The 17574-nt window shown below is 54.3% G+C and carries 16 protein-coding genes and 2 pseudogenes; 5 read left to right on the top strand and 13 right to left on the bottom strand.

Annotation, left to right across the window (positions count from 1 at the left end):
- The 4 genes and pseudogenes from ACZRN6_RS32710 to ACZRN6_RS32725 form a co-directional block, all read left to right on the top strand.
- Positions 1-417, top strand: a 417-nt coding sequence (locus ACZRN6_RS32710; protein ID WP_464009746.1) for a Tn3 family transposase, incomplete at its 5' end; no start/stop codon positions are given.
- 31 nt (positions 418-448) lie between these two features.
- Positions 449-1111, top strand: a pseudogene (locus ACZRN6_RS32715) (transposase); the annotation flags it as partial.
- A 195-nt stretch (positions 1112-1306) separates the two neighbouring features.
- Positions 1307-1783 carry a DM13 domain-containing protein gene (locus tag ACZRN6_RS32720; protein ID WP_464009747.1) on the top strand — a complete coding sequence of 159 codons (477 nt, stop codon included), beginning with the start codon at positions 1307-1309 and terminating at the stop codon, positions 1781-1783.
- 746 nt (positions 1784-2529) lie between these two features.
- Positions 2530-3267, top strand: coding sequence for a carbonic anhydrase (locus tag ACZRN6_RS32725; protein ID WP_034011920.1), 738 nt, complete (start codon positions 2530-2532; stop codon positions 3265-3267).
- 48 nt (positions 3268-3315) lie between these two features.
- On the opposite strand, the gene ACZRN6_RS32730 is transcribed toward ACZRN6_RS32725, so the two are convergent.
- Genes ACZRN6_RS32730 through ACZRN6_RS32740 form a run of 3 tightly spaced genes read right to left on the bottom strand, consistent with a single transcriptional unit; the run spans position 3316 to position 6962 of the window.
- Entirely contained in the window at positions 3316-6309 is a 2994-nt protein-coding gene (locus ACZRN6_RS32730; protein ID WP_060495417.1) for a Tn3 family transposase, read from the bottom strand.
- A gap of 3 nt (positions 6310-6312) precedes the next feature.
- On the bottom strand, positions 6313-6723 hold the full coding sequence (locus ACZRN6_RS32735) for a putative toxin-antitoxin system toxin component, PIN family (protein ID WP_034011919.1): 411 nt from the start codon (positions 6721-6723) through the stop codon (positions 6313-6315).
- The gene (locus ACZRN6_RS32740; RefSeq protein WP_034011918.1) at positions 6723-6962 is read right to left on the bottom strand and encodes a ribbon-helix-helix domain-containing protein; all 240 of its coding nucleotides are present in this window, start codon (positions 6960-6962) and stop codon (positions 6723-6725) included. Before ACZRN6_RS32740 ends, ACZRN6_RS32735 begins: the two co-directional genes overlap by 1 nt.
- A gap of 200 nt (positions 6963-7162) precedes the next feature.
- Between ACZRN6_RS32740 and ACZRN6_RS32745 the strand changes: the two genes are divergently transcribed.
- Positions 7163-8080 (top strand): recombinase family protein, encoded by a 918-nt coding sequence (locus ACZRN6_RS32745; protein WP_047306926.1) that lies wholly within the window; start codon positions 7163-7165, stop codon positions 8078-8080.
- A gap of 472 nt (positions 8081-8552) precedes the next feature.
- On the opposite strand, the pseudogene ACZRN6_RS32750 reads toward ACZRN6_RS32745, so the two are convergent.
- The 10 genes and pseudogenes from ACZRN6_RS32750 to ACZRN6_RS32795 form a co-directional block, all read right to left on the bottom strand.
- Positions 8553-8795 (bottom strand): annotated as a pseudogene (locus tag ACZRN6_RS32750) (antirestriction protein ArdR); the annotation flags it as partial.
- 506 nt (positions 8796-9301) lie between these two features.
- A complete protein-coding gene (locus ACZRN6_RS32755; protein WP_004666748.1) occupies positions 9302-9499 on the bottom strand; it encodes a hypothetical protein in 198 nt (65 codons plus the stop codon).
- A 94-nt stretch (positions 9500-9593) separates the two neighbouring features.
- Positions 9594-9863, bottom strand: a complete 270-nt coding sequence (locus tag ACZRN6_RS32760) for a hypothetical protein (RefSeq protein WP_231503403.1) — start codon at positions 9861-9863, stop codon at positions 9594-9596.
- Positions 9864-9961: 98 nt separating this feature from the next.
- Complete coding sequence (locus ACZRN6_RS32765; protein ID WP_106118815.1) at positions 9962-10222, bottom strand: hypothetical protein; 261 nt, start codon at positions 10220-10222, stop codon at positions 9962-9964.
- A gap of 77 nt (positions 10223-10299) precedes the next feature.
- On the bottom strand, positions 10300-10527 hold the full coding sequence (locus ACZRN6_RS32770; protein WP_106118816.1) for a hypothetical protein: 228 nt from the start codon (positions 10525-10527) through the stop codon (positions 10300-10302).
- 15 nt (positions 10528-10542) lie between these two features.
- Entirely contained in the window at positions 10543-11913 is a 1371-nt protein-coding gene (locus tag ACZRN6_RS32775; RefSeq protein WP_054998547.1) for an ATP-binding protein, read from the bottom strand.
- Between the two features lie 12 nt (positions 11914-11925).
- Entirely contained in the window at positions 11926-14148 is a 2223-nt protein-coding gene (locus ACZRN6_RS32780) for a TraM recognition domain-containing protein (protein WP_464009748.1), read from the bottom strand.
- Between the two features lie 11 nt (positions 14149-14159).
- Positions 14160-15446 carry a DNA primase gene (dnaG, locus tag ACZRN6_RS32785; RefSeq protein WP_106118777.1) on the bottom strand — a complete coding sequence of 429 codons (1287 nt, stop codon included), beginning with the start codon at positions 15444-15446 and terminating at the stop codon, positions 14160-14162.
- Between the two features lie 8 nt (positions 15447-15454).
- Positions 15455-16441 (bottom strand): DsbC family protein, encoded by a 987-nt coding sequence (locus ACZRN6_RS32790; RefSeq protein ID WP_016355617.1) that lies wholly within the window; start codon positions 16439-16441, stop codon positions 15455-15457.
- The gene (locus ACZRN6_RS32795) at positions 16438-17568 is read right to left on the bottom strand and encodes a secretion/conjugation apparatus DotM-related subunit (RefSeq protein ID WP_106118778.1); all 1131 of its coding nucleotides are present in this window, start codon (positions 17566-17568) and stop codon (positions 16438-16440) included. Before ACZRN6_RS32795 ends, ACZRN6_RS32790 begins: the two co-directional genes overlap by 4 nt.
- Positions 17569-17574: the final 6 nt, after the last annotated feature.

Here is a 17574-nt window from a genome sequence, read left to right on the forward strand (position 1 = left end):
TTCGAGTTCGACAAGCTCATCCGCAGTATCTACACACTGCGCTACCTGCGCGACCCGCAACTGGAGCGTAATGTTCACCGCTCGCAGAACCGCATTGAGCCCTATCACCAGCTACGCTCGACCATCGCCCAAGTCGGTGGGAAGAAGGAATTGACCGGCCGCACCGACATCGAAATCGAGATCAGCAACCAGTGCGCCAGGCTGATCGGCAACGCGATCATCTTCTACAACTCGGCGATCCTGTCCCTGCTGCTGACGAAGTACGAGGCAGCTGGCAATGCCAAGGCGCTGGCGTTGATCACGCAGATGTCGCCAGCGGCCTGGCGGCACATCCTGCTGAACGGGCATTACACCTTCCAGACTGACGGCAAGTTCATCGACCTGGATGCGCTCGTGGCGGGACTGGAGCTGGGCTGACGGAAATTTCTGGGATTCCGGCGTACAACCCCATACAGCAATCGCCCCCAACCAGGTATGGTCCTGGGACTGCACCTGGCTTCCTGGGCCAGCCAAGGGTACCTACTACTATCTGGTGATGATCCTCGACATCTTCAGCCGTAAAGTCGTGGGCTGGGAAGCCTTTCTGGGGGAGTCTGCAGCTAACTCACGCCGTGTCATTGAACGAGCCGTGCTGGCCGAAAACATGGTAGGCCAGCCTCTGGTGCTGCACGCTGATAACGGCAGCCCCTTCAAAGGCGTCACCTTGCTTGAGAAGCTGAGAGATCTGCAGATCCAGCCTTCGTTCAGTCGACCGCGTGTGAGCAACGATAACGCCTTCTCCGAGGCTCTGTTCCGCACCTGCAAGTATGTGCCGAACTACCCCGTCAGTGGCTTCGCTGACCTATCAGCTGCCCAGCGTTGGGTGCACGGCTTCGTCCAGTGGTACAACTATGAGCACCGCCACAGTGCTATCCGCTTCGTGACGCCGATGCAGCGCCACACAGGAGAAGACAAAGCCATATTAGCCAAGAGACATGCGCTCAACCTTGCAGCCAGAGCTGCGCATCCTGAGCGCTGGAGTGGTGACACCCGCAACTGGCATCCTGTGACATTAGTATCGCTAAACCCAGAGCGCCGAGTAGTTAGGGAGGTAGAGAAAATAGCTGCATAAAAATCAAACAGGGCGACAGATACCTTGACAGTTACCGTAAGAGACATCTATTTTTACACCTGTCATTCATCCAACACAGTCATGGTAGCTAAGCTAGCACCCCACTAACAATATCGCTATCAGCACATACCGCACCCTGTTCGAACTAATGGATTGTGATGGACACACCAAATAACTCACTGCATGAGGCAACCCATGAAAAAGCAATTAAAAATAATTCTGCTCGCGTCCCACCTGGCTCTGTTTGGCGCGGGAGTTGGGCTAGGGATCTATATACTTCCGATTTTGACAGCACAAGAAAACGCCACCATCGCCGAAATTGAAGAAGTGCAAAAGGTGGCAAAGTATAGCGGAGAGTTCAAGAAAGATCAGAAAGGCAGCGACGCCCTTCACTGGGCGAATGGACAACTTTTTGTTACGGATAACGAAATTGTATTTAAAGGTGATGTAGCACCTGGTCCAGACTACAAAATTTACCTGACAAAGAAACAAGCCACCGACAAAGAATCGTTTTTGGACATAAAGAAAGAAGCAATTCTGATTGGCGAATTGAAAAACTTCGGGAATTTCAAGAAAACCATTCCTGCAAGCGTCAACGTCAACGAGTTTACAACGATCCAAATATGGTGCGAGCATTTCTCTAAGTTCATCGGCTCCGCAAAATATCAGTAAACAAGCTTAAACTTGGATCTTGCCTGTTCACGAATAACATGCGCCTCATGCCAATGGAAATTAAAGTCTTGCCGGGCATGAGGCCTCCCCTCCACGTCTAGATTCTTGAAGTCAAAATTGACCTCAACCGACCCTCAGACACTGACTACGATGCCTGCATACCCTGAAGCGGTTCACCAGATGGGCTTGCGACAGAGATAAGTACGCGCCAACCTCAGATGCCGCTAAGGCTCTATACGCCGCCTTATCGGAATGGGTGGAATTTTGCGCGCGAGCGTCTAATGTTATCCAAGAGCGAGGGCTCTGATTAGTCCCGTCTCCCATGAAGATTCGCAGACTAAGACCCCTATTAAATCTGTAACATTTCGCTAGTTAAACGTTCATAGTGGAGATAAATAAAATGATTTCTTTACTGTGGGGTGAAATTAACCATATCGACAATGTTAGACCCATAGACGATGAGGACCTGCCATGTCTAAATGAAATATTTGAAATATTGAAAAAGCACAACTGCATAGACAGATTTGGCGTGGCACTACTGCACAAACACTTTGATCTACAAGAAGATGAGGTGGGGGTTTGGGGAGCAATGGAACCAAAAACCAACGTAAGCCTTACCACCTCCGCTCAGAGCCTTCTTCCTAGGCAATTCCCTCGATTGATCTTCCGTACTTTTCGAAAGTATTGCTTACGGCAATGTGCATCCGAGTTAATGTGGCCCAACACCACAATCTAGGAGCTGAACAATGAGCCAATCTGACCCGCAACACCCATCCCGCCGCATGCTGCTCAAGCGCGGAGCTGCCCTTTCCACATTGGCGATTACTGGAGTGGCCGGGTTAACTGTGCCTTCAGTGTCTTTTGCCGCAGCGCTTAGCAAAGAAGAGCGAGATAAAATGACGCCGGATGAGGTCATTGAAAGCCTGAAATCTGGCAATCTGCGTTTCCGTGAAGGCAAAATGCAGCAGCATGACTATTTGGCGCAAAAGCGCGCCAGTCAAAAGGGGCAGTATCCGTCAGCGGTAATTTTAAGCTGTATTGATTCGCGCGCTCCGGCGGAAATCCTGCTGGATGCCGGTATTGGTGAAACGTTTAACTGCCGTGTGGCTGGCAATGTGGAAAACGAAGACATTCTCGGCAGCATGGAATTTGCCTGTGCTCTGGCAGGGGCCAAGGTAATAGTGGTGATGGGGCATACCTCCTGTGGTGCGGTGAAGGGTGCCATTGCCAACGCCGAACTGGGAAACCTGACTGGATTGCTGAGCAAAATTAAACCGGCAATTACTGAAACGGCATACGCAGGTGAGCGTACGGCTGACAACTATGACTTTGTCGATTCCGTTGCCCGCACCAACATCAAGATGACGCTGGCCGATATCCGTCAACACAGCCCCACCCTGAATAAGCTCGAGCAGGATGGGAAAATAAAAATTGTAGGCGCTATCTATAAGCTTGTGGGTGGAGAGGTTGAGTTCTTTACCTGAGAATAAATAACCGTCAGCCTGGGCATGGCCGCTTTCGATCACAAACAGCTACAGGTCTTCCTCTGGATTACGCAGTGGCCGTAGCTCACCTCGGGCGACTTCTTCCGGTACCGCGAAGGAGTACCGTCCCAACATATTGATATGCTCGAAGATCAGCGGCGACAGCCGAACCAGATCCTCTTCCTGCACCGGGTAGCCGTGCTGCTTTAGCCGTTCCACAGCTGCCGTCATGTAGAGGGTGTTCCACAGCACGATGATGTTCACCACCAGGCCCAAAGCACCGAGTTGATCCTCTTGACCTTCGCGATAGCGCTGGCGAAGCTCGCCGCGTTTGCCATGGAACACGGCACGGGCCAGGCTGTGCCGACCTTCGCCTCGGTTCAGTTGGGTCAGGGTGGCGCGGCGCTTGGACTCATCATCGATGTAGGTCAGTGTGTGCAGGGTTTTCTCGATCCGCCCAAACTCTGCCAGCGCTTGGGCCAGGCGGGTCGGACGATCTCCCGTTTGCAGCGTGCGCATGATGCCGGTCGCCGGCACTCGACCGAGCTTGAGTGAACCAGCTAGGCGTAGTAGGTCATCCCAGTGTTCCGCGATCAGGTCGAGCTTGACCGACTGCCGGGCGAGTCCGTTGAGCTTGCCGTAATCCGCTTCTGGGCGTGTGCGCCAGAAGCGGGTGCCGCCGACATCGGCCAAGCGCGGGCAGAAGTGATAACCGAGCAAACGGAACAACCCGAACACCACATCGCTGTAGGCACCGGTATCGGTCATGATTTGTGTGGGCTGCAATTCGGTCTGTTGTTCCAGCACAACCGCAAGCAGTACCAGGCTGTCGCGCAAGGTGCCGGGTACTGTGATGGCGTTCAGGCCGGAGAACTGGTCGGAAATCAGGTTGTACCAGGTGACGCCCCGGCCGGTACCGAAGTATTTCGGGTTGGGCCCAGCATGCACGGTGCGCACTGGTACGACGAAACGCATGCCATCGGCGGAGGCCACTTCGCCGCCGCCCCAGATCTGAGCCAGCTCCAGTTGGCTTTGCGCCGACACCAGAATGGCGTTGGCTGCTGACAGGGTGTCGTCACGGAGATAGTTCTGGCTGACCCACGACAGCCGATCACGGCGCAGCGCTTGGTTATCGTTGCGGATCAATGGCTCCAGGCCGGTGTTACAGGCGCCTCCCAGCAGCACGGCGCACAGACTTGTCACCAGGTTGTCGGCCCGCGTATTGCGTTCGGATACATGGGTGAAGGCCTCAGCGAAGCCGGTACGGGCCGCGATTTCCAATAGGATTTCCGGCAGATCGACACGCGGCATCAAGTCGGCCACTGCTGCACGCAGTTGCAATAGCGAGTTTGGCTCCTCCAACTTGTCCAGCGCCCCGAGGGACAGCTCGGTTTTACCCTCTGCGCTCTCACTTAGCTGGATGGCCGGGTTGTCGGGAAGTCGGGCGGCAACCGCCTGCCACGTTGAATCCAGCTCAGCAGACAAAGCGTCCAAAGTGGTTTTGGCGTCGATGGTCAAGCCCAGTGAGCGGCAGATGATCGGTCGCGCCGACAGCCATTCTGCGCCATCGAGCAGACCGATACGCGGGTCGGCATAGCGCCAACTGGGTGCAACAAAGACATCGCGGCGGCGTAGGGCCGTGCGTAGTGCATCGAGCGTGCAGAAGACATAGGCGCCCATGTCGAGGGAGCCATCTTCGCGGGTGATGTGGTTCTGCCAGGCCTTGGCAACAATCTCCTGCGGCGCGTCATCCTCGGGCTTCCTGCGAGGTAGATTCAGTTGCAACCAGTCCAGACTAGCCGCCACCCCCTTGCCGGCGGGACTGAAGCCGAAGCGAATATGTTTCAGAAGATCGGGAAGGAAGCGGCGCACACTGCGGTAGCGCTCCTCCAGGGCGAGGTAAAATACATCGTTGGCCGGACGGATCAACGCAGTGACCTCTTCCAGGGCTTTCTCCAGCCTGACACGTGGCAGGTCGTTGAACAGCTGGGAACGGACGTTGTCATCGCTGATCGAGCTATCCAGCACGACCTTGCACGCAGCAGCGAGTGTTGCCGCCGAGCGATCCAGGTCTTTTAGGCTACGCAACCGGGCTTTCTTGTCAGCCTTCTCCGCATTGTTGAAAATATCACGTAGTAGCGCCTCCAGAACTTCCAGCGCATCGTCGTGCGCACTGGCTTCAAGGGAAACCGCGAACGCCACCAGCGTCGCCAACCGGCGCGACGCCGGCAGTCGATTGATGGCCGTGACCTTGGCCGTGTTGGAAAAGCGGGCCAGGGCTGCAATACGGCTGGGCGGGATATGTGCAGCCGGCGGCAAGGCGATACCCAACCCACGCACATCATCCAGCCGACGCAGCGCCCGAATCAGAGCAGGGCCACTGACCATCACCGGGCCGGAGCGTAGTTGATCCAGCCGGGAACTGCGGTTGCCTTCAGCCACCAGAAGCAAGTCTTGTAGGTGTTGTCTCTGTTCCTCGGTCACGCTGCGGCCTAAGGTGTACCAGAGGCGTTCTTCAACGCGGCTACGCAGTTGGGCAATGAAACGCTCTAACTGGGAAACCCCAGGCAATAGGACTTTCTGTGTGAACAGCCATGAGGCGGCTCGTTCAAACAGCACACCAGGCCGATCTGTGCCTGTCCAGCAGAGGGCATACAGCCATCGGCTCAAACGAAAGCCGATGCCAGGGTCTGTAAAGTGGCGATAGCCATAGCGCTCTTGAATATCGGCCGTATGTATCCAGCGACGATGATCGCTGTAACGCGCAAGACAGTCAGGGTCGGCGATTGCCAATTGCCGACAAAGTACATGCAGGACTTCCACCGGCACAGCAACGGGCTTGTCCGGCAAAACACCCACGAAGCGAACGGTAGTCAGCAGAACGGCATAGCCCAGGCGGTTATGGTTGCCGCGTAGTACCTGGACGGCTTCACGGTCTTCATCGCTCAGGTGGAAGTAGCGCTCCAGTTCATCACGGCTGGGTGCCTCGATGTAGCGACCAAAGCCGTCGCGCTGCTCCTGGGTCAGAAAGCCGACCGGCATGGATCACAGTACCTCGGCGCAGAACACCGCGGGGGTGACAATCCGCGTGCGTTCGATATGCCCGCGCTGCAAGAGGCCGGCGCGGCGATCACCGGTCACCAGATAGTCCGCATTGCCCGCCAAGGCCATGGCCAGCAGAAATGAATCATCCGGATCATCGGCTTCAACCTCGATGACCAAGCGCTCCAATACTACTGCGCGTTGCAGGTTGTTGATCATGGCTCCGACTTTGGCAGGCTGCAGGATGGCCTGAAGCTTGGGGTATCGACTAGCGCGCCGAATCTCATCGAGCTGTGCCCGTGAGGTTACTACCTCGAAGCGAGCCGAACGCCAGGCCCGATAGATCACATCAGGGGCCCCATGCGGTGAGATCAGCGCGCTGAATAGAATGTTGGTATCCAATACAACCCGCATCAGCGTTTACGTGCCCAGTCGAGCGCTTCATCAACCGCGTCGGTCAGCTCTGCCTCACTTAGATGGACGTTGAAAGCCTTGGCCTGTTCAGCGCTCAGTTCCAGGATGTGTGCCCGCACCGCCTCTTCGATGAAGCGCGACAGGTCGCCCTTACGGCCACCGCCTTGGCTGGCCAGAAACATGCGAAGCGATTGGTCGGTGTCGGTAGAGACGGCGACGTTCCAGCGAGTGGTGTTCATGACTTCTCCAATAACAGGTGTTTGTGTGTTTATACACCCGTTCCTTGCCGCTTCGCAATGGTTCGATAAAACCCTCGTTTTATAGAACTTTAACGGAAGACCAGCCCTGCTCTGAGTTAAGCCTCATTATGGTTTTAAATACTGGTATCGTTAATCAAGGTTCTATTTTCAATTTATCTGTTGAGTAAACGGTACTTCTGATGAAAATTGGCTATGCGCGGGTGAGTACTCGGGATCAGAACGCAGACCTCCAGATCGATGCTCTGAAAAAGGCAGGCTGCGAGCGGATCTATCAAGACGTTGCCAGCGGCTCAAAAAGCGCACGTCCGGAACTGGATAAATTATTGGTTCATGTGCGAGCCGGTGATGCCGTGGTGATTTGGAAGCTGGATCGTCTGGGACGCTCACTCAAGCACCTGGTCGAACTGGTCGGTGAATTGGCCGCTCGTAACGTTGGCCTGCAAAGTCTGAATGACCCCATCGATACCACTCACGCGCAAGGGCGCTTTGTGTTCAACCTGTTCGCTTCATTGGCAGAGTTCGAACGCGAGTTGATTCGTGAGCGCACACAGGCCGGCTTGTCCGCTGCACGGTCACGTGGTCGAGTCGGTGGCCGTCCGAAGGGGTTGCCAGCTCAAGCCGAAGCGACAGCTATGGCCGCAGAAACGCTGTACCGCGAGGGACGGTTAAGTGTGAGCGCCATTGGCAAGAAACTGCACATCTCCAAAAGTACGCTTTACCGCTACCTCCGGCATCGCGGCATAACGATCGGCGTACCCACAAAAATCTCCCTGCATCTCGACATTACAGTCCCACCGGCAGTGGACGATGCCGAACGGATCGCGACGGTCATATTGCGCCTGGCCGTCGAGAACAACAGCAAGTTCGTGCGTGGCAAAAAGCGGGCAAAAGAGAACATCGAGCGTTACTGCCTGGAACCCTATGGCATGAAGCCACTGGAGTCGGGCAACTACGCACTGAGCATTCCATATCGCAATGATGAGGCATTGGATAAGACGGTACATGATCTGCTGACCGAGATCAGCCAGGAAGCCGAGATGCGCAATTGTTTTATCGAGGCGGATGCCTGGGAAGAGGGCTCTGAGCGGAGGTGGTAAGGCTTACGTTGGTTTTTGGTTCCATTGCTCCCCAAACCCCGAATCGCCCAGCCGCGAAAGTTGCGTTAACCGCTGCGTAGGCTGCTAGCGCGGCGGGCATTTGAGAATGATGAACATGGGACTCGCTTGCAGTATGCACGTCCGTGAGCTCCCAAATATTCGGAGAGGCCTGGTGAACCCCCAGCCCGTTCAAAAGCTCTATCGCGTCAGCCGCATAGTTCGAGTTAGCGATCATTGTTTCTTCCACGGTCAAAGGTATTTCAGTCGTTAGCGGGCCTGGTCGTATATCTCATCACCGGCATCACGGGGGGGAGGTTGTCATTTCGACGCCGCCGTCCCATTCGGCTAACACTTCAGTTCCGCACGCAGAACAGGCTGTAGTGATCTCCGGTGTCAGCTCCATCAGATGCACCTGTCCAGCATGGCCACAGCCAGCGCAGCGGTAAACGTAAAGCACTATTGGTGCAGGAGCATCAGGTGAAACAACGACCCAACATTTCGCACCGTCATAATCGTTGCCACCTTCGGCGAGGAAGACATGGCCATCCTCGTCTACCGCGTAGACGCCTGGCCGCTCATGAGTAGCATCACGCAAGCAGTCTTTCCAGCCATAGACCGCCCCTTGCCACAGCAATACAACGCCACTCTGGTGCTCCTGGTTGCGTGTGCGCCACTCCGTAGCAATACCGCATAGCAGATCAGTAAATTGACTCATGCCTACCTCCTACGAAGCTGCAGGTGATGCCAACACGTGCAAAAGTTTCCCAAACGCAGCCTCCAATAGGTGAGCTTGCGAAGGGTTATCCAGAATGGCACGGCACTGGTCAGGCCCGATAAGTCGCAGCGCCTCAATTAGAGCTTGGTACTCAGCTTTGTCAAAGCGACTTGCGCCTGCATGCGGGATCTCGGTTTCACCAACAAGCGTGGCTGTAAGGGTTACGAAAGGGTGGCTACTCACGATGATTTTCCATCTCTAGGCTGCGGATCTCAGGACTGGTGCCTGAAGCTCCTTGGCAGCAGTCTGCAGGAGGAAGCTTAACGCTTTTGTTCTCAGGTAAGGCCCAGACCAATTTTTTCAGCATCGGGTGCCAGCGCAGCTTGTAGCAGTAGCGTCCGTGAAGACGACTGCTTTTGGTTCCAACGACCTCTGTGAACTCGTCGCCGGCACGAGCCATTCGCTGGCCATCAAATGGACCGCCGATCACGAGCAGCTTTTGGCTCTCATCCCTCGACATGTGATTCATTCGTTTTGAATGATTCAACGACAGAGACAAACATGTCCGTAAACAACAACACAGTCGATATGCACAGGAAACCAAACCCCAGTTGGCTCACCCAATGCAAACCCGTCTGCAGACCGGTTTCAAGCAAGCAAATTGCAAAAACCAGAAAAAGCACCATCGCTATAGTCAATTTCATATTCATTCCTTTGGAAAAGCGGACACTCGTAAATGGTGGTCCTTATACCTCAAAACCCCGCGAATGCAGGGTTCTTAGAGTCATCTTTGAGCTGTCAGTACCAACGCCGTGTCGGACCTGGCTGAAGGCTATCTGGTCCAGTATTGACCTGCTCTATTGAGGCTTTGATATCAACACAGCACCTGTCATTCACAATCCACTGAGGGACCTCCAACACAGCTTGCAGCTCTTTAGTCTGCTCAGTTGCGTACGAAAGAACGTCTTCGAGGCTCGAAAAATGCCCATTTTCAAGAGCAATTTTCAGGTCGCAGATCTCGTACATCCGGCCAGCCATTTCACGCTTATCCTCAGCGTCTGGGGTCATGAGTCTCATCGTAAAATATCTCTCCGTATGGCGCATTACACGTTGCTTGTCAGCGGTGAACCGAGGAGAGGGGCACCGCTGACGTGGGTAAAGGTTGGTCAAGCTGCTGACGGCCCCTCGCGCACGCTGAGCCTGGACACCAGTATCAGCGGGTCGGGTAATGAATGTTCATCCCGAACCAAGAGCGTTTTCCTCTGGGAGAATTCAGCCATGATCAGGTTTCGCTTTTTCAACATAGACGTGATGCTGGATTGAGTAACTTGGATCGTCTTTCCGTTGCAAGGAATCAGCAGGGACTCACCTGGTAGAAGCTCTGCAAGAGCTTGCGAAATATTGCCGCAGGGTATTTTCAAAGTCATGTAACGCTCCTAGACATCGCAGATCCGGGGTAGCCGCCCCGCCTGTAAATTAATGCGTACGTACGTACATACGTATATTAGGCTTTCGCCTTCAGCTTGTCACCAAAAAAGATGTCGATCAGGAGCCGGGTGCCCAAAGCTACAAAAGCGCAATGGAGGCTCGACTCCATCAAGCCGCGCTCAAGCTCCCTCCCGCTAAATTGCAATGCCATCCCATAGAAAATGAGGCCGAAGATTACAATGTAGGCCACGGCCATGCTGAGGCGGCGGATAGTGCGGATCAGGTTCAACACAACTGGGGTCATGGCGACTTCGCTCGTTTAGAAGTGAATTTGGCGGAAATTTGCGATCTGTCCTTTTTCAAGCATGCGTACCGCACCGCTTGTTTGTGGACGAAGGTACTTCAAGTCTTTGATATCGATTTTCAGCTTCCGCGCAGCCTCGTCCCAGTCAGCGGTAGCCAGATTCAGTAACAGAAGGGTGCCAGCGTTCTTGATAAAGTCTGAACTGAAATGAGCAGGCGACTGTCCCGCCAGAAGTATTGCAAGGCCGAATTTACGCATCTCAGTGACGACCACGTTGATCGGATTTGAGGCGTCTTCGTCATTGAATTTTTTGGACTCGTCCAGGACGATCAACCGACGCAGTTTTCCGTGGGACTCCCCACGCTGCATCATCTCCCGGATGATCGCGCGCATCCGGAATCTGACAAACATCTTCAACTCATCCTCGGACTGCGCAAGGGGTTTGATGTTGTGCCGGCGAATCCGCGCATTGCCGAAAGGGGGCGGATTGGGATTGAAAATCCCGGTCGCGATCAGGTTTTCCAGTCGAGTAATGACGCTTAGCATCACATCCTTGCTGTGGTACTTCATCGCGTCATCGAATTCTCGCCCTGTTTGCAGGTTGTTCAAGAACGTTTGGTGTGCCTCCGTCGCTTTGATTTTCGACGTGTCGAGACGCTTCTCCAGGGCTTCAATATCCCCATCGCCATTACGACCTTGCGACTTGGCCAAGTCCGCCCGGCGCTTGTTCATTGCAGCCATTGTTCTGCAGTAGTCCTCAAAGCAGCTCAATGCCTGTTTGCCGTCGTCCTGGTCGTCTATCCCCATCCAGAGGGCTCGCAACTTGCGTTTGGCCAGCCGCACAACATCGGAGAGGGTAGGGTAGACGGCTTTCAGATCTGCCCAGCGCTTGTGTTTGATGATGTCTTTGATTTCGTCATCGGAGGCTTCTCGACGCTGCCAAGTATGTGGCTTATCCACATAGATCCCGCGGGCTGCGTAAGCGTCGGTGAGCAGGTGGCGCAGAACCCCTTCCTGGTTGCCACCAAGCTTTCGGGATGTGCTGTTCATAGCTTCAATCACATCATTCACAGCCCTACGCACGCCCCCGTAGTGGGGGTCTGTGTTCAACACCAGTGGGTTAAACCCATAGCGTGTCGCTTCGCTGAAAAGGACAGTTTCTGCACCTGGTATCTCGATGTCACCGTGATAGTCGAAGATGTCGATTTCCACCTGCTCATCCATGTTGGTGACGAACTCCCGGATCCAGTGCGTCTTGCCTGCTCCGGAGGTTCCTGCAACACCGACGTGATGATTCGACACTGCATCAGGACGCCAATAAATAGGAAGTTCCACCTGGTCCTTGGTGTATTTCCAAAAGTCGTTGCCCAGCTTGATTGCTGTCATCGTGCCCCCTTATTAATCATATGCATCTTCTGGAATTTCAAAATCCTCCCCGTCGTCGCCGAGCATTTCCTCGGGTTCAAGATCGGGTTTCGGTTGGTGAAAATATCCAGTAAGGCCTTGAACTTCCGCTGCATGAAGCGCTTTTCTAGCCGCTTGGAATAACGCGATGCCACGCTGTTCAGCGGGCACGTCGAAACGCTGAATGCTGTCCAGGTGCCGCGCAGTTGCCACAACCTGATCGAGGATCGGGTCTTCGAGGGCTGGGTAGTAGGGTTTCTCGACCCGGCGAAGCTGGGCCGCGATGTAGTCGACAGAGTGGGTATCCTGCTTACTGATGCGCTCAGCACTTTGTGGCAGTCGGCTGAATTCCGGCCGCTCGACCTGCAGGAATCGGTTGATACGGGCAGAAAGTTTGCTGGTTTTCTTGTGATCGTCGGGGATGTAGAAGCTTGATGCTGGGATTACAGCATCTTTAAAAATCAGCATTCCCTCACCAGCCTGCAGTTTTTTCAGCTCCCCAAGCTCGATCTTGTTTCGTCGCTCGATGTTCGCTGCACCCTGCGCTTGGTAGGCACCACCGGTGTTCTGGTCGTAGCCGGTGAGCACGCTGTAGTAAGCCTCTCCACCGGCCTTGCGAATGTAATCGTACGTGTCCTCTGGGTCTTCCAAGGCCAGCACCCATTTCACTTTGGTGTTGGCAAGCATGGAAGGTGCCTCGTCGGCAGCCTCGCCTCGTTTAAGGCCCTGAATATCCTGCACGGCGGCGACCATCATGAAGCCAAGGCTTCGCGCTTGAGCAAACATTACTGCGATGCCTGCAGCGAAGTAATAGGCCAACTCATCGCTGATGATCAGGTACGGATTAGGGGCATTTGTAGCTTTGGTATCCAGGACGTCTGCCCGAGTACCTTCTAAGCGGTAGCCAAGATTTTGGGCCATCATCAGCCGGATTGATGAAATGTACAGCTTGCCCAGCGATGCTGCCTCGGACGCAGATTTTTCGAGAGTCGGGATCATGACTGCGATCAGCCGGTCGTTGAGGAGGACATCGAGCATGTCAATTTCCGGGAATTTGTCCGCAAAAATATGACCGTACGTGTCCATCATCATCGACAGAGTGCGAGCAAACTGGCCGGTCAAATAACCATGCTGGTTGAACACCTCTGCATCCCACTTCGATGGATCACCAGCGAGTTGTGGGTTGAAACCTGGTAGGCCGGTTTCAAAGTAGGCTTTGATCGGCAGGTAGGCCAGCTCAGGGATCAGCCCTTGCTGGCCCTCGATGTAAAATTGGACAAGGTTTTGAAGTGCCAGGTAATGACGGATCACCCCGATGGAGATTTCAAGTTCCCCTTTGGCGCGCTTGTAACAGAGCGTACGCAGCAGCGCATCGATCATGTTGAGAGCTTTTTGCTGCCATTGAGCGCCGTCACCGCTGGCTACGGGTAGCAAGGAAGCCATCAGCTGCAGGAGGAAGTCAGCCGCAGCGTCCCCGAAAGGGTTCATGGAGTTCGATTGAGGCTGATTCATTGCATGAAGACCAGACTCCCTGGCCACCATGTGTTCGAAGGGATCCATACCGCCTGTAAGGTAGTTGAGGATGAGGAAATCGTCCTCTCGGCCATGCCTGCGAGCTAGCGACCAGAGACAGAAGGCAAGATTTGAGTCAGCTTTACCGTCCCCGTACGACGCTCCAGTTCCCCAGCAGATGGCGTTGTAGTACATGCCCATCAGGGTTTCACTTTTGCCCGAGCCCGTGGTGCCTGGCAAAAACAGGTGGGTACGACAATCGGAGTTGTTGAGCCAAAGCTCCCGGCCTTCATCAGCGCTCGCTGCAATTCCGCCCGTATTCGGGGTACGGAGAAAACCGAGGTACATGATGCCCCCAGCAGCTAAGAGCCTGCGAAAAAGCCGCGACTTTGTGAGCAAGCCCCAAAGAAAGTTTTCCTCTACCAGCTCCTCGTAATAATCCGTTCGATCCAAGCCGCCAATGTCTTTGGGCATGCGGATAGGCATGCGAAATTTCTGGTCCTTAAAGGCCATGATTAGCATGGACAAGAAGAGGATCCAGACCGGCCACAAGACTGGCTGATAGAACAGCAGGCCAGCTATGGCTAAAAGTGCAAGCTTGAAGTTGTTCGGGCGATACAGTGCAACATTGAACCTGGTCCAAGAGCTGCGCACGTCCCTTGATATGCGGCCAGGCTTGATCTCGTGTTGTGAGTCGAGAGACATTTGGTGATCTCCTAGGCGGGCAACGCCATACCGATCGTTCTTTCGAACTGAGCGGTAAGAGCTTGTTTGTAGAGGGTTGCCTCACGGACGCGGGCGAGTATTTTGCGTGCCTTTTCAGCAGCGCGGACCTGCGATTCTGGTACGTCCATATCCAAGCCGTGCTTCACGTAGTCGGCCAAAAACCTGCTCAATGGATATGCTGTAGCCAATGCATCGTTCCATGCATCAAGCCCATGCGAAGCGATCAGCTGATCGGGGTCGCTGCCCTCGGGTAGAAAAAGGAACTGGGCTGTTTTACCGTCGCGGATTTCCTCTAAAACAACTGCAGAGGCTCGTAACGCAGCAGATCGGCCAGGCTTATCCCCATCGAAGGCAAATGTCACGGTGTCGGCATTGCTGAATAGCCGTCTTGCCTGAGTATTTGTAAGGGCGGTCCCCATGGGGGCCACCACTCTGCAGTCACCGGCCTGGTGAGCCGTGAGCACATCGAAATAGCCTTCAACGACGATAGCGTGCCGAGCGCTACGAATTGCCGACTTGGCGACGTTCAACGCATACAACTCGTTGCCTTTATGAAAAAGCTCAGTTTCAGGCGAATTCAGGTACTTGGGTGTTCGGTCGGGCTTTTCGATCATGGAACGTCCTGCAAACCCGATCAAAGCACCGCTTTCGTTGTAGATCGGAATCATGATCCGGTTGCGGAAGCGGTCAAATAGACGACCGTCCTCCGCACGGATGGCCAGCCCGCACTCAATGAGTATTTCTGGATCGTGACGCTTAGCCAACAGCTCAACGACGCCGGTCGCGACGGTACCCAACTGGTAGGAAGTAATTGTTTCTTCCGAAAGCCTGCGGGTGGTTGTGAGGTACTGGCGACCTGTGGGACTGCGTTCGATGCCACCCGCGTATAAACGCGACGCGTCTTGCAGGGCTTTGCTTAAAGACGCCAAGCGACTTCGGCGCATTTGCGATTCGGCTGAGTCATCAACCTGTGATTCAGGAACCACGATCCCTGAGTCCGACGCCACAGCGGCAACTGCTTCTTGAAAGGGGAGTTTGTGAAACTCCATCATCCACTTGATCGCATCGCCTTGTGCGGGGCACCCATAGCACTTGTATGTGTTCCGCTCAGGCGATACCTCAAAAGAGGGTGTTTTCTCTCCGTGAAAAGGGCAGCACGCCTTAAATGCCTTGCCTGCCTTTTTAAGGGTGATGTCTCTTCCTATGATCCCCACCAGGTCTGCGTCCTCACGCACACGGGCAAGGAATTCATCGGTGTACCGGATGTACTTGCCCATGAATATCCTCACTGCGCCTTTGTTTGATCCAGCCACTGCGAAATGGCCCGGGCGGTATTCGGAAGGGTCAGCGGAGTTTGTTCGCCGCTGGTGTTCACCACTGTGGGAGTGCCCAAGAAATTCAGCTTGCGGAATATCTGGTCATTGGCCGATACGGCGGCTTCGCCTTCGGGGCAAGTCGGTGCGTCGAGGCGATCACCCTTGACGATCTTTTTCCAGTAATTGGCACGGTCTTCAGGTTTAGCGCAAAGCATTTGGGCAATCGCAGTACTGGACTCAGGCCCGCCGATCACTGATACCGGAAAAAGCTGGATGGTGTAGTCAGCAGCGAGCTTTTCAAGTTCTGGTTCAAAATTGCGGCAATGTGGGCAAGATGGATCAGAGAACACATAGACAGTCCCTTTACCCCCCTGAGAAAGCTGTACAGCGTATTTACCAGCCTTGGTACCTGCATTGATGGCTTGCTTGACGATTGATGGGTCAGCAGCTGGTGGAAGCCCGGGGATGTTACCAAGCTGGAGATTCTGAGGCTGTTGTGGCGGTGCAAAGCCAGGCTGCATTGCACCTGGGTTGAAAGCAGGCTGCTCATTCACCTGGCCCGATGGTCCAGGTGCAGCTTGCGAAGTGATACCGGTCATTCGGGCCGCGTACATGTTCAAACCGAGGGCAAAGATCAGACCGAACGCCGGCAGTAAGCCCCACTTAACGGCACCTTTCACACGGCTGAATATCACACGGCGCCGTGAGTAGCGGTCGAGCGCATGTTGCATTGCTTCAAAAGCATTACCAGCCAGAGCATCGGACCCGAACTCTTCAAGCAAACACTCATGATTTTCCCCTTGTGCAGAGTTGGACCAGAGCAGACGTTTTCCATCCAGGCGAACCTGGAGACTGTCGTTCAACGAAAGTGCCGTAACTGCACGGCGCTCGCCGGTAGATCCAAAGTGGACATGGAGAGACGAATCGTACTGTCGAATTCTGTCGCGATTTTTCATTGTGTTTCTCCTTGTCGGGCGACCAAACCTAGTTTGGCGAGATATTTTTCGACGCCATCAATCGCGTCTTCAATGAATGGCTCGGTAAGGCGATAACCCACGTTTTCCGCGAACTCTTCCCACTGCATCTGAGTGAAAACTGCACCTTGTTCGAGATATGGGGCTTTGCGCAGACCGATGTTCAAGGCATAGAAAAGGTTACGATCCATCCCTTTCAACCAGCGAAACTGGGAAGAGGGCAACTTGCCGCTTTTGGATGCAACCTTGTGCATGGCGAACAGCATCGTTCGGGGGTAGGGGTGTCTGAGGAGCCAGGCCTGAGCGTCAGGATGAGCTGAGTATTTTTTGAATGCTGCGTCAGTTAAACCGAGATCCGGGTACCCTTTTTTCCCTTCAAACGTACCTGTGTGACAAGAGCGGTTGAGGTCGTCCAGGAGCTGCTGGGCTACGCGGATGTCTTTTCCGTCCGAGAGGAGGCGAGCGCCGAACACTGCGAACATTGCACGCTCTGTCGGACTCAATTCGTTGAGTGTCGCGACCGGCTTGCCTAGGAACTCGATCAGGAGTTGTCCGCAGCGTTCACGATCTAACTTGTGATTTACTATCAGTCCTTGCTCAAGCGTCCATTCTTCGGGATGCACAGCGCTGCGATGCTCGACCGGATCATCGTTTAGCAGCAGAGTTTGAGGGTTGCCGTAGTACAGGGAAGGAATGATAGCGGGGGAGTGCTTGGACATGATCCAAGGCAGGGTTTCAACCGTGACCTTCCTGCGCGTTTTGTTCATCGGGTGACGGTGAGCTGCAAGAAAGCCCCTCGCGATGAAGAAAAGCGGTATGGGAATGTAAAAATAACCAGCCTTATTGAGAATGCTCAAAAGCTCGGGGAAAGTAACCCTTGATGGATACATTGCCATACCCGCAGCTTGTGCGCGCCACTCGCGAATCACCTCAGGCATAAATGGCCAATCGAAAACAGCAAGCTGGTACCAAACCCACTTGAGCGACCAGTAGCTAATGGTGCCGTGCCAGCGATGCCAAAACATCCATCCGAAAAATGCGATCAAGCCAATCATGACCAGCCATACGACCCCCATTCCGTCTGATTGATTTTGTCCGTGTCTAGCCATGAGCCC

This window comes from Pseudomonas sp. A125, from assembly GCF_055409485.1.

What these genes read in the sequence shown, in the direction of transcription:
- ACZRN6_RS32760 (WP_231503403.1), bottom strand. Translation starts at nt 9,863, where the DNA reads ATGACCCCAGACGCTGAGGATAAGCGTGAAATGGCTGGCCGGATGTAC.
- ACZRN6_RS32720 (WP_464009747.1), top strand. Translation starts at nt 1,307, where the DNA reads ATGAAAAAGCAATTAAAAATAATTCTGCTCGCGTCCCACCTGGCTCTG.
- ACZRN6_RS32770 (WP_106118816.1), bottom strand. Translation starts at nt 10,527, where the DNA reads ATGACCCCAGTTGTGTTGAACCTGATCCGCACTATCCGCCGCCTCAGC.
- ACZRN6_RS32740 (WP_034011918.1), bottom strand. Translation starts at nt 6,962, where the DNA reads ATGAACACCACTCGCTGGAACGTCGCCGTCTCTACCGACACCGACCAA.
- ACZRN6_RS32775 (WP_054998547.1), bottom strand. Translation starts at nt 11,913, where the DNA reads ATGACAGCAATCAAGCTGGGCAACGACTTTTGGAAATACACCAAGGAC.
- ACZRN6_RS32765 (WP_106118815.1), bottom strand. Translation starts at nt 10,222, where the DNA reads ATGACTTTGAAAATACCCTGCGGCAATATTTCGCAAGCTCTTGCAGAG.
- ACZRN6_RS32725 (WP_034011920.1), top strand. Translation starts at nt 2,530, where the DNA reads ATGAGCCAATCTGACCCGCAACACCCATCCCGCCGCATGCTGCTCAAG.
- ACZRN6_RS32735 (WP_034011919.1), bottom strand. Translation starts at nt 6,723, where the DNA reads ATGCGGGTTGTATTGGATACCAACATTCTATTCAGCGCGCTGATCTCA.
- ACZRN6_RS32795 (WP_106118778.1), bottom strand. Translation starts at nt 17,568, where the DNA reads ATGGCTAGACACGGACAAAATCAATCAGACGGAATGGGGGTCGTATGG.
- dnaG (WP_106118777.1), bottom strand. Translation starts at nt 15,446, where the DNA reads ATGGGCAAGTACATCCGGTACACCGATGAATTCCTTGCCCGTGTGCGT.
- ACZRN6_RS32730 (WP_060495417.1), bottom strand. Translation starts at nt 6,309, where the DNA reads ATGCCGGTCGGCTTTCTGACCCAGGAGCAGCGCGACGGCTTTGGTCGC.
- ACZRN6_RS32755 (WP_004666748.1), bottom strand. Translation starts at nt 9,499, where the DNA reads ATGAAATTGACTATAGCGATGGTGCTTTTTCTGGTTTTTGCAATTTGC.
- ACZRN6_RS32790 (WP_016355617.1), bottom strand. Translation starts at nt 16,441, where the DNA reads ATGAAAAATCGCGACAGAATTCGACAGTACGATTCGTCTCTCCATGTC.
- ACZRN6_RS32745 (WP_047306926.1), top strand. Translation starts at nt 7,163, where the DNA reads ATGAAAATTGGCTATGCGCGGGTGAGTACTCGGGATCAGAACGCAGAC.
- ACZRN6_RS32780 (WP_464009748.1), bottom strand. Translation starts at nt 14,148, where the DNA reads ATGTCTCTCGACTCACAACACGAGATCAAGCCTGGCCGCATATCAAGG.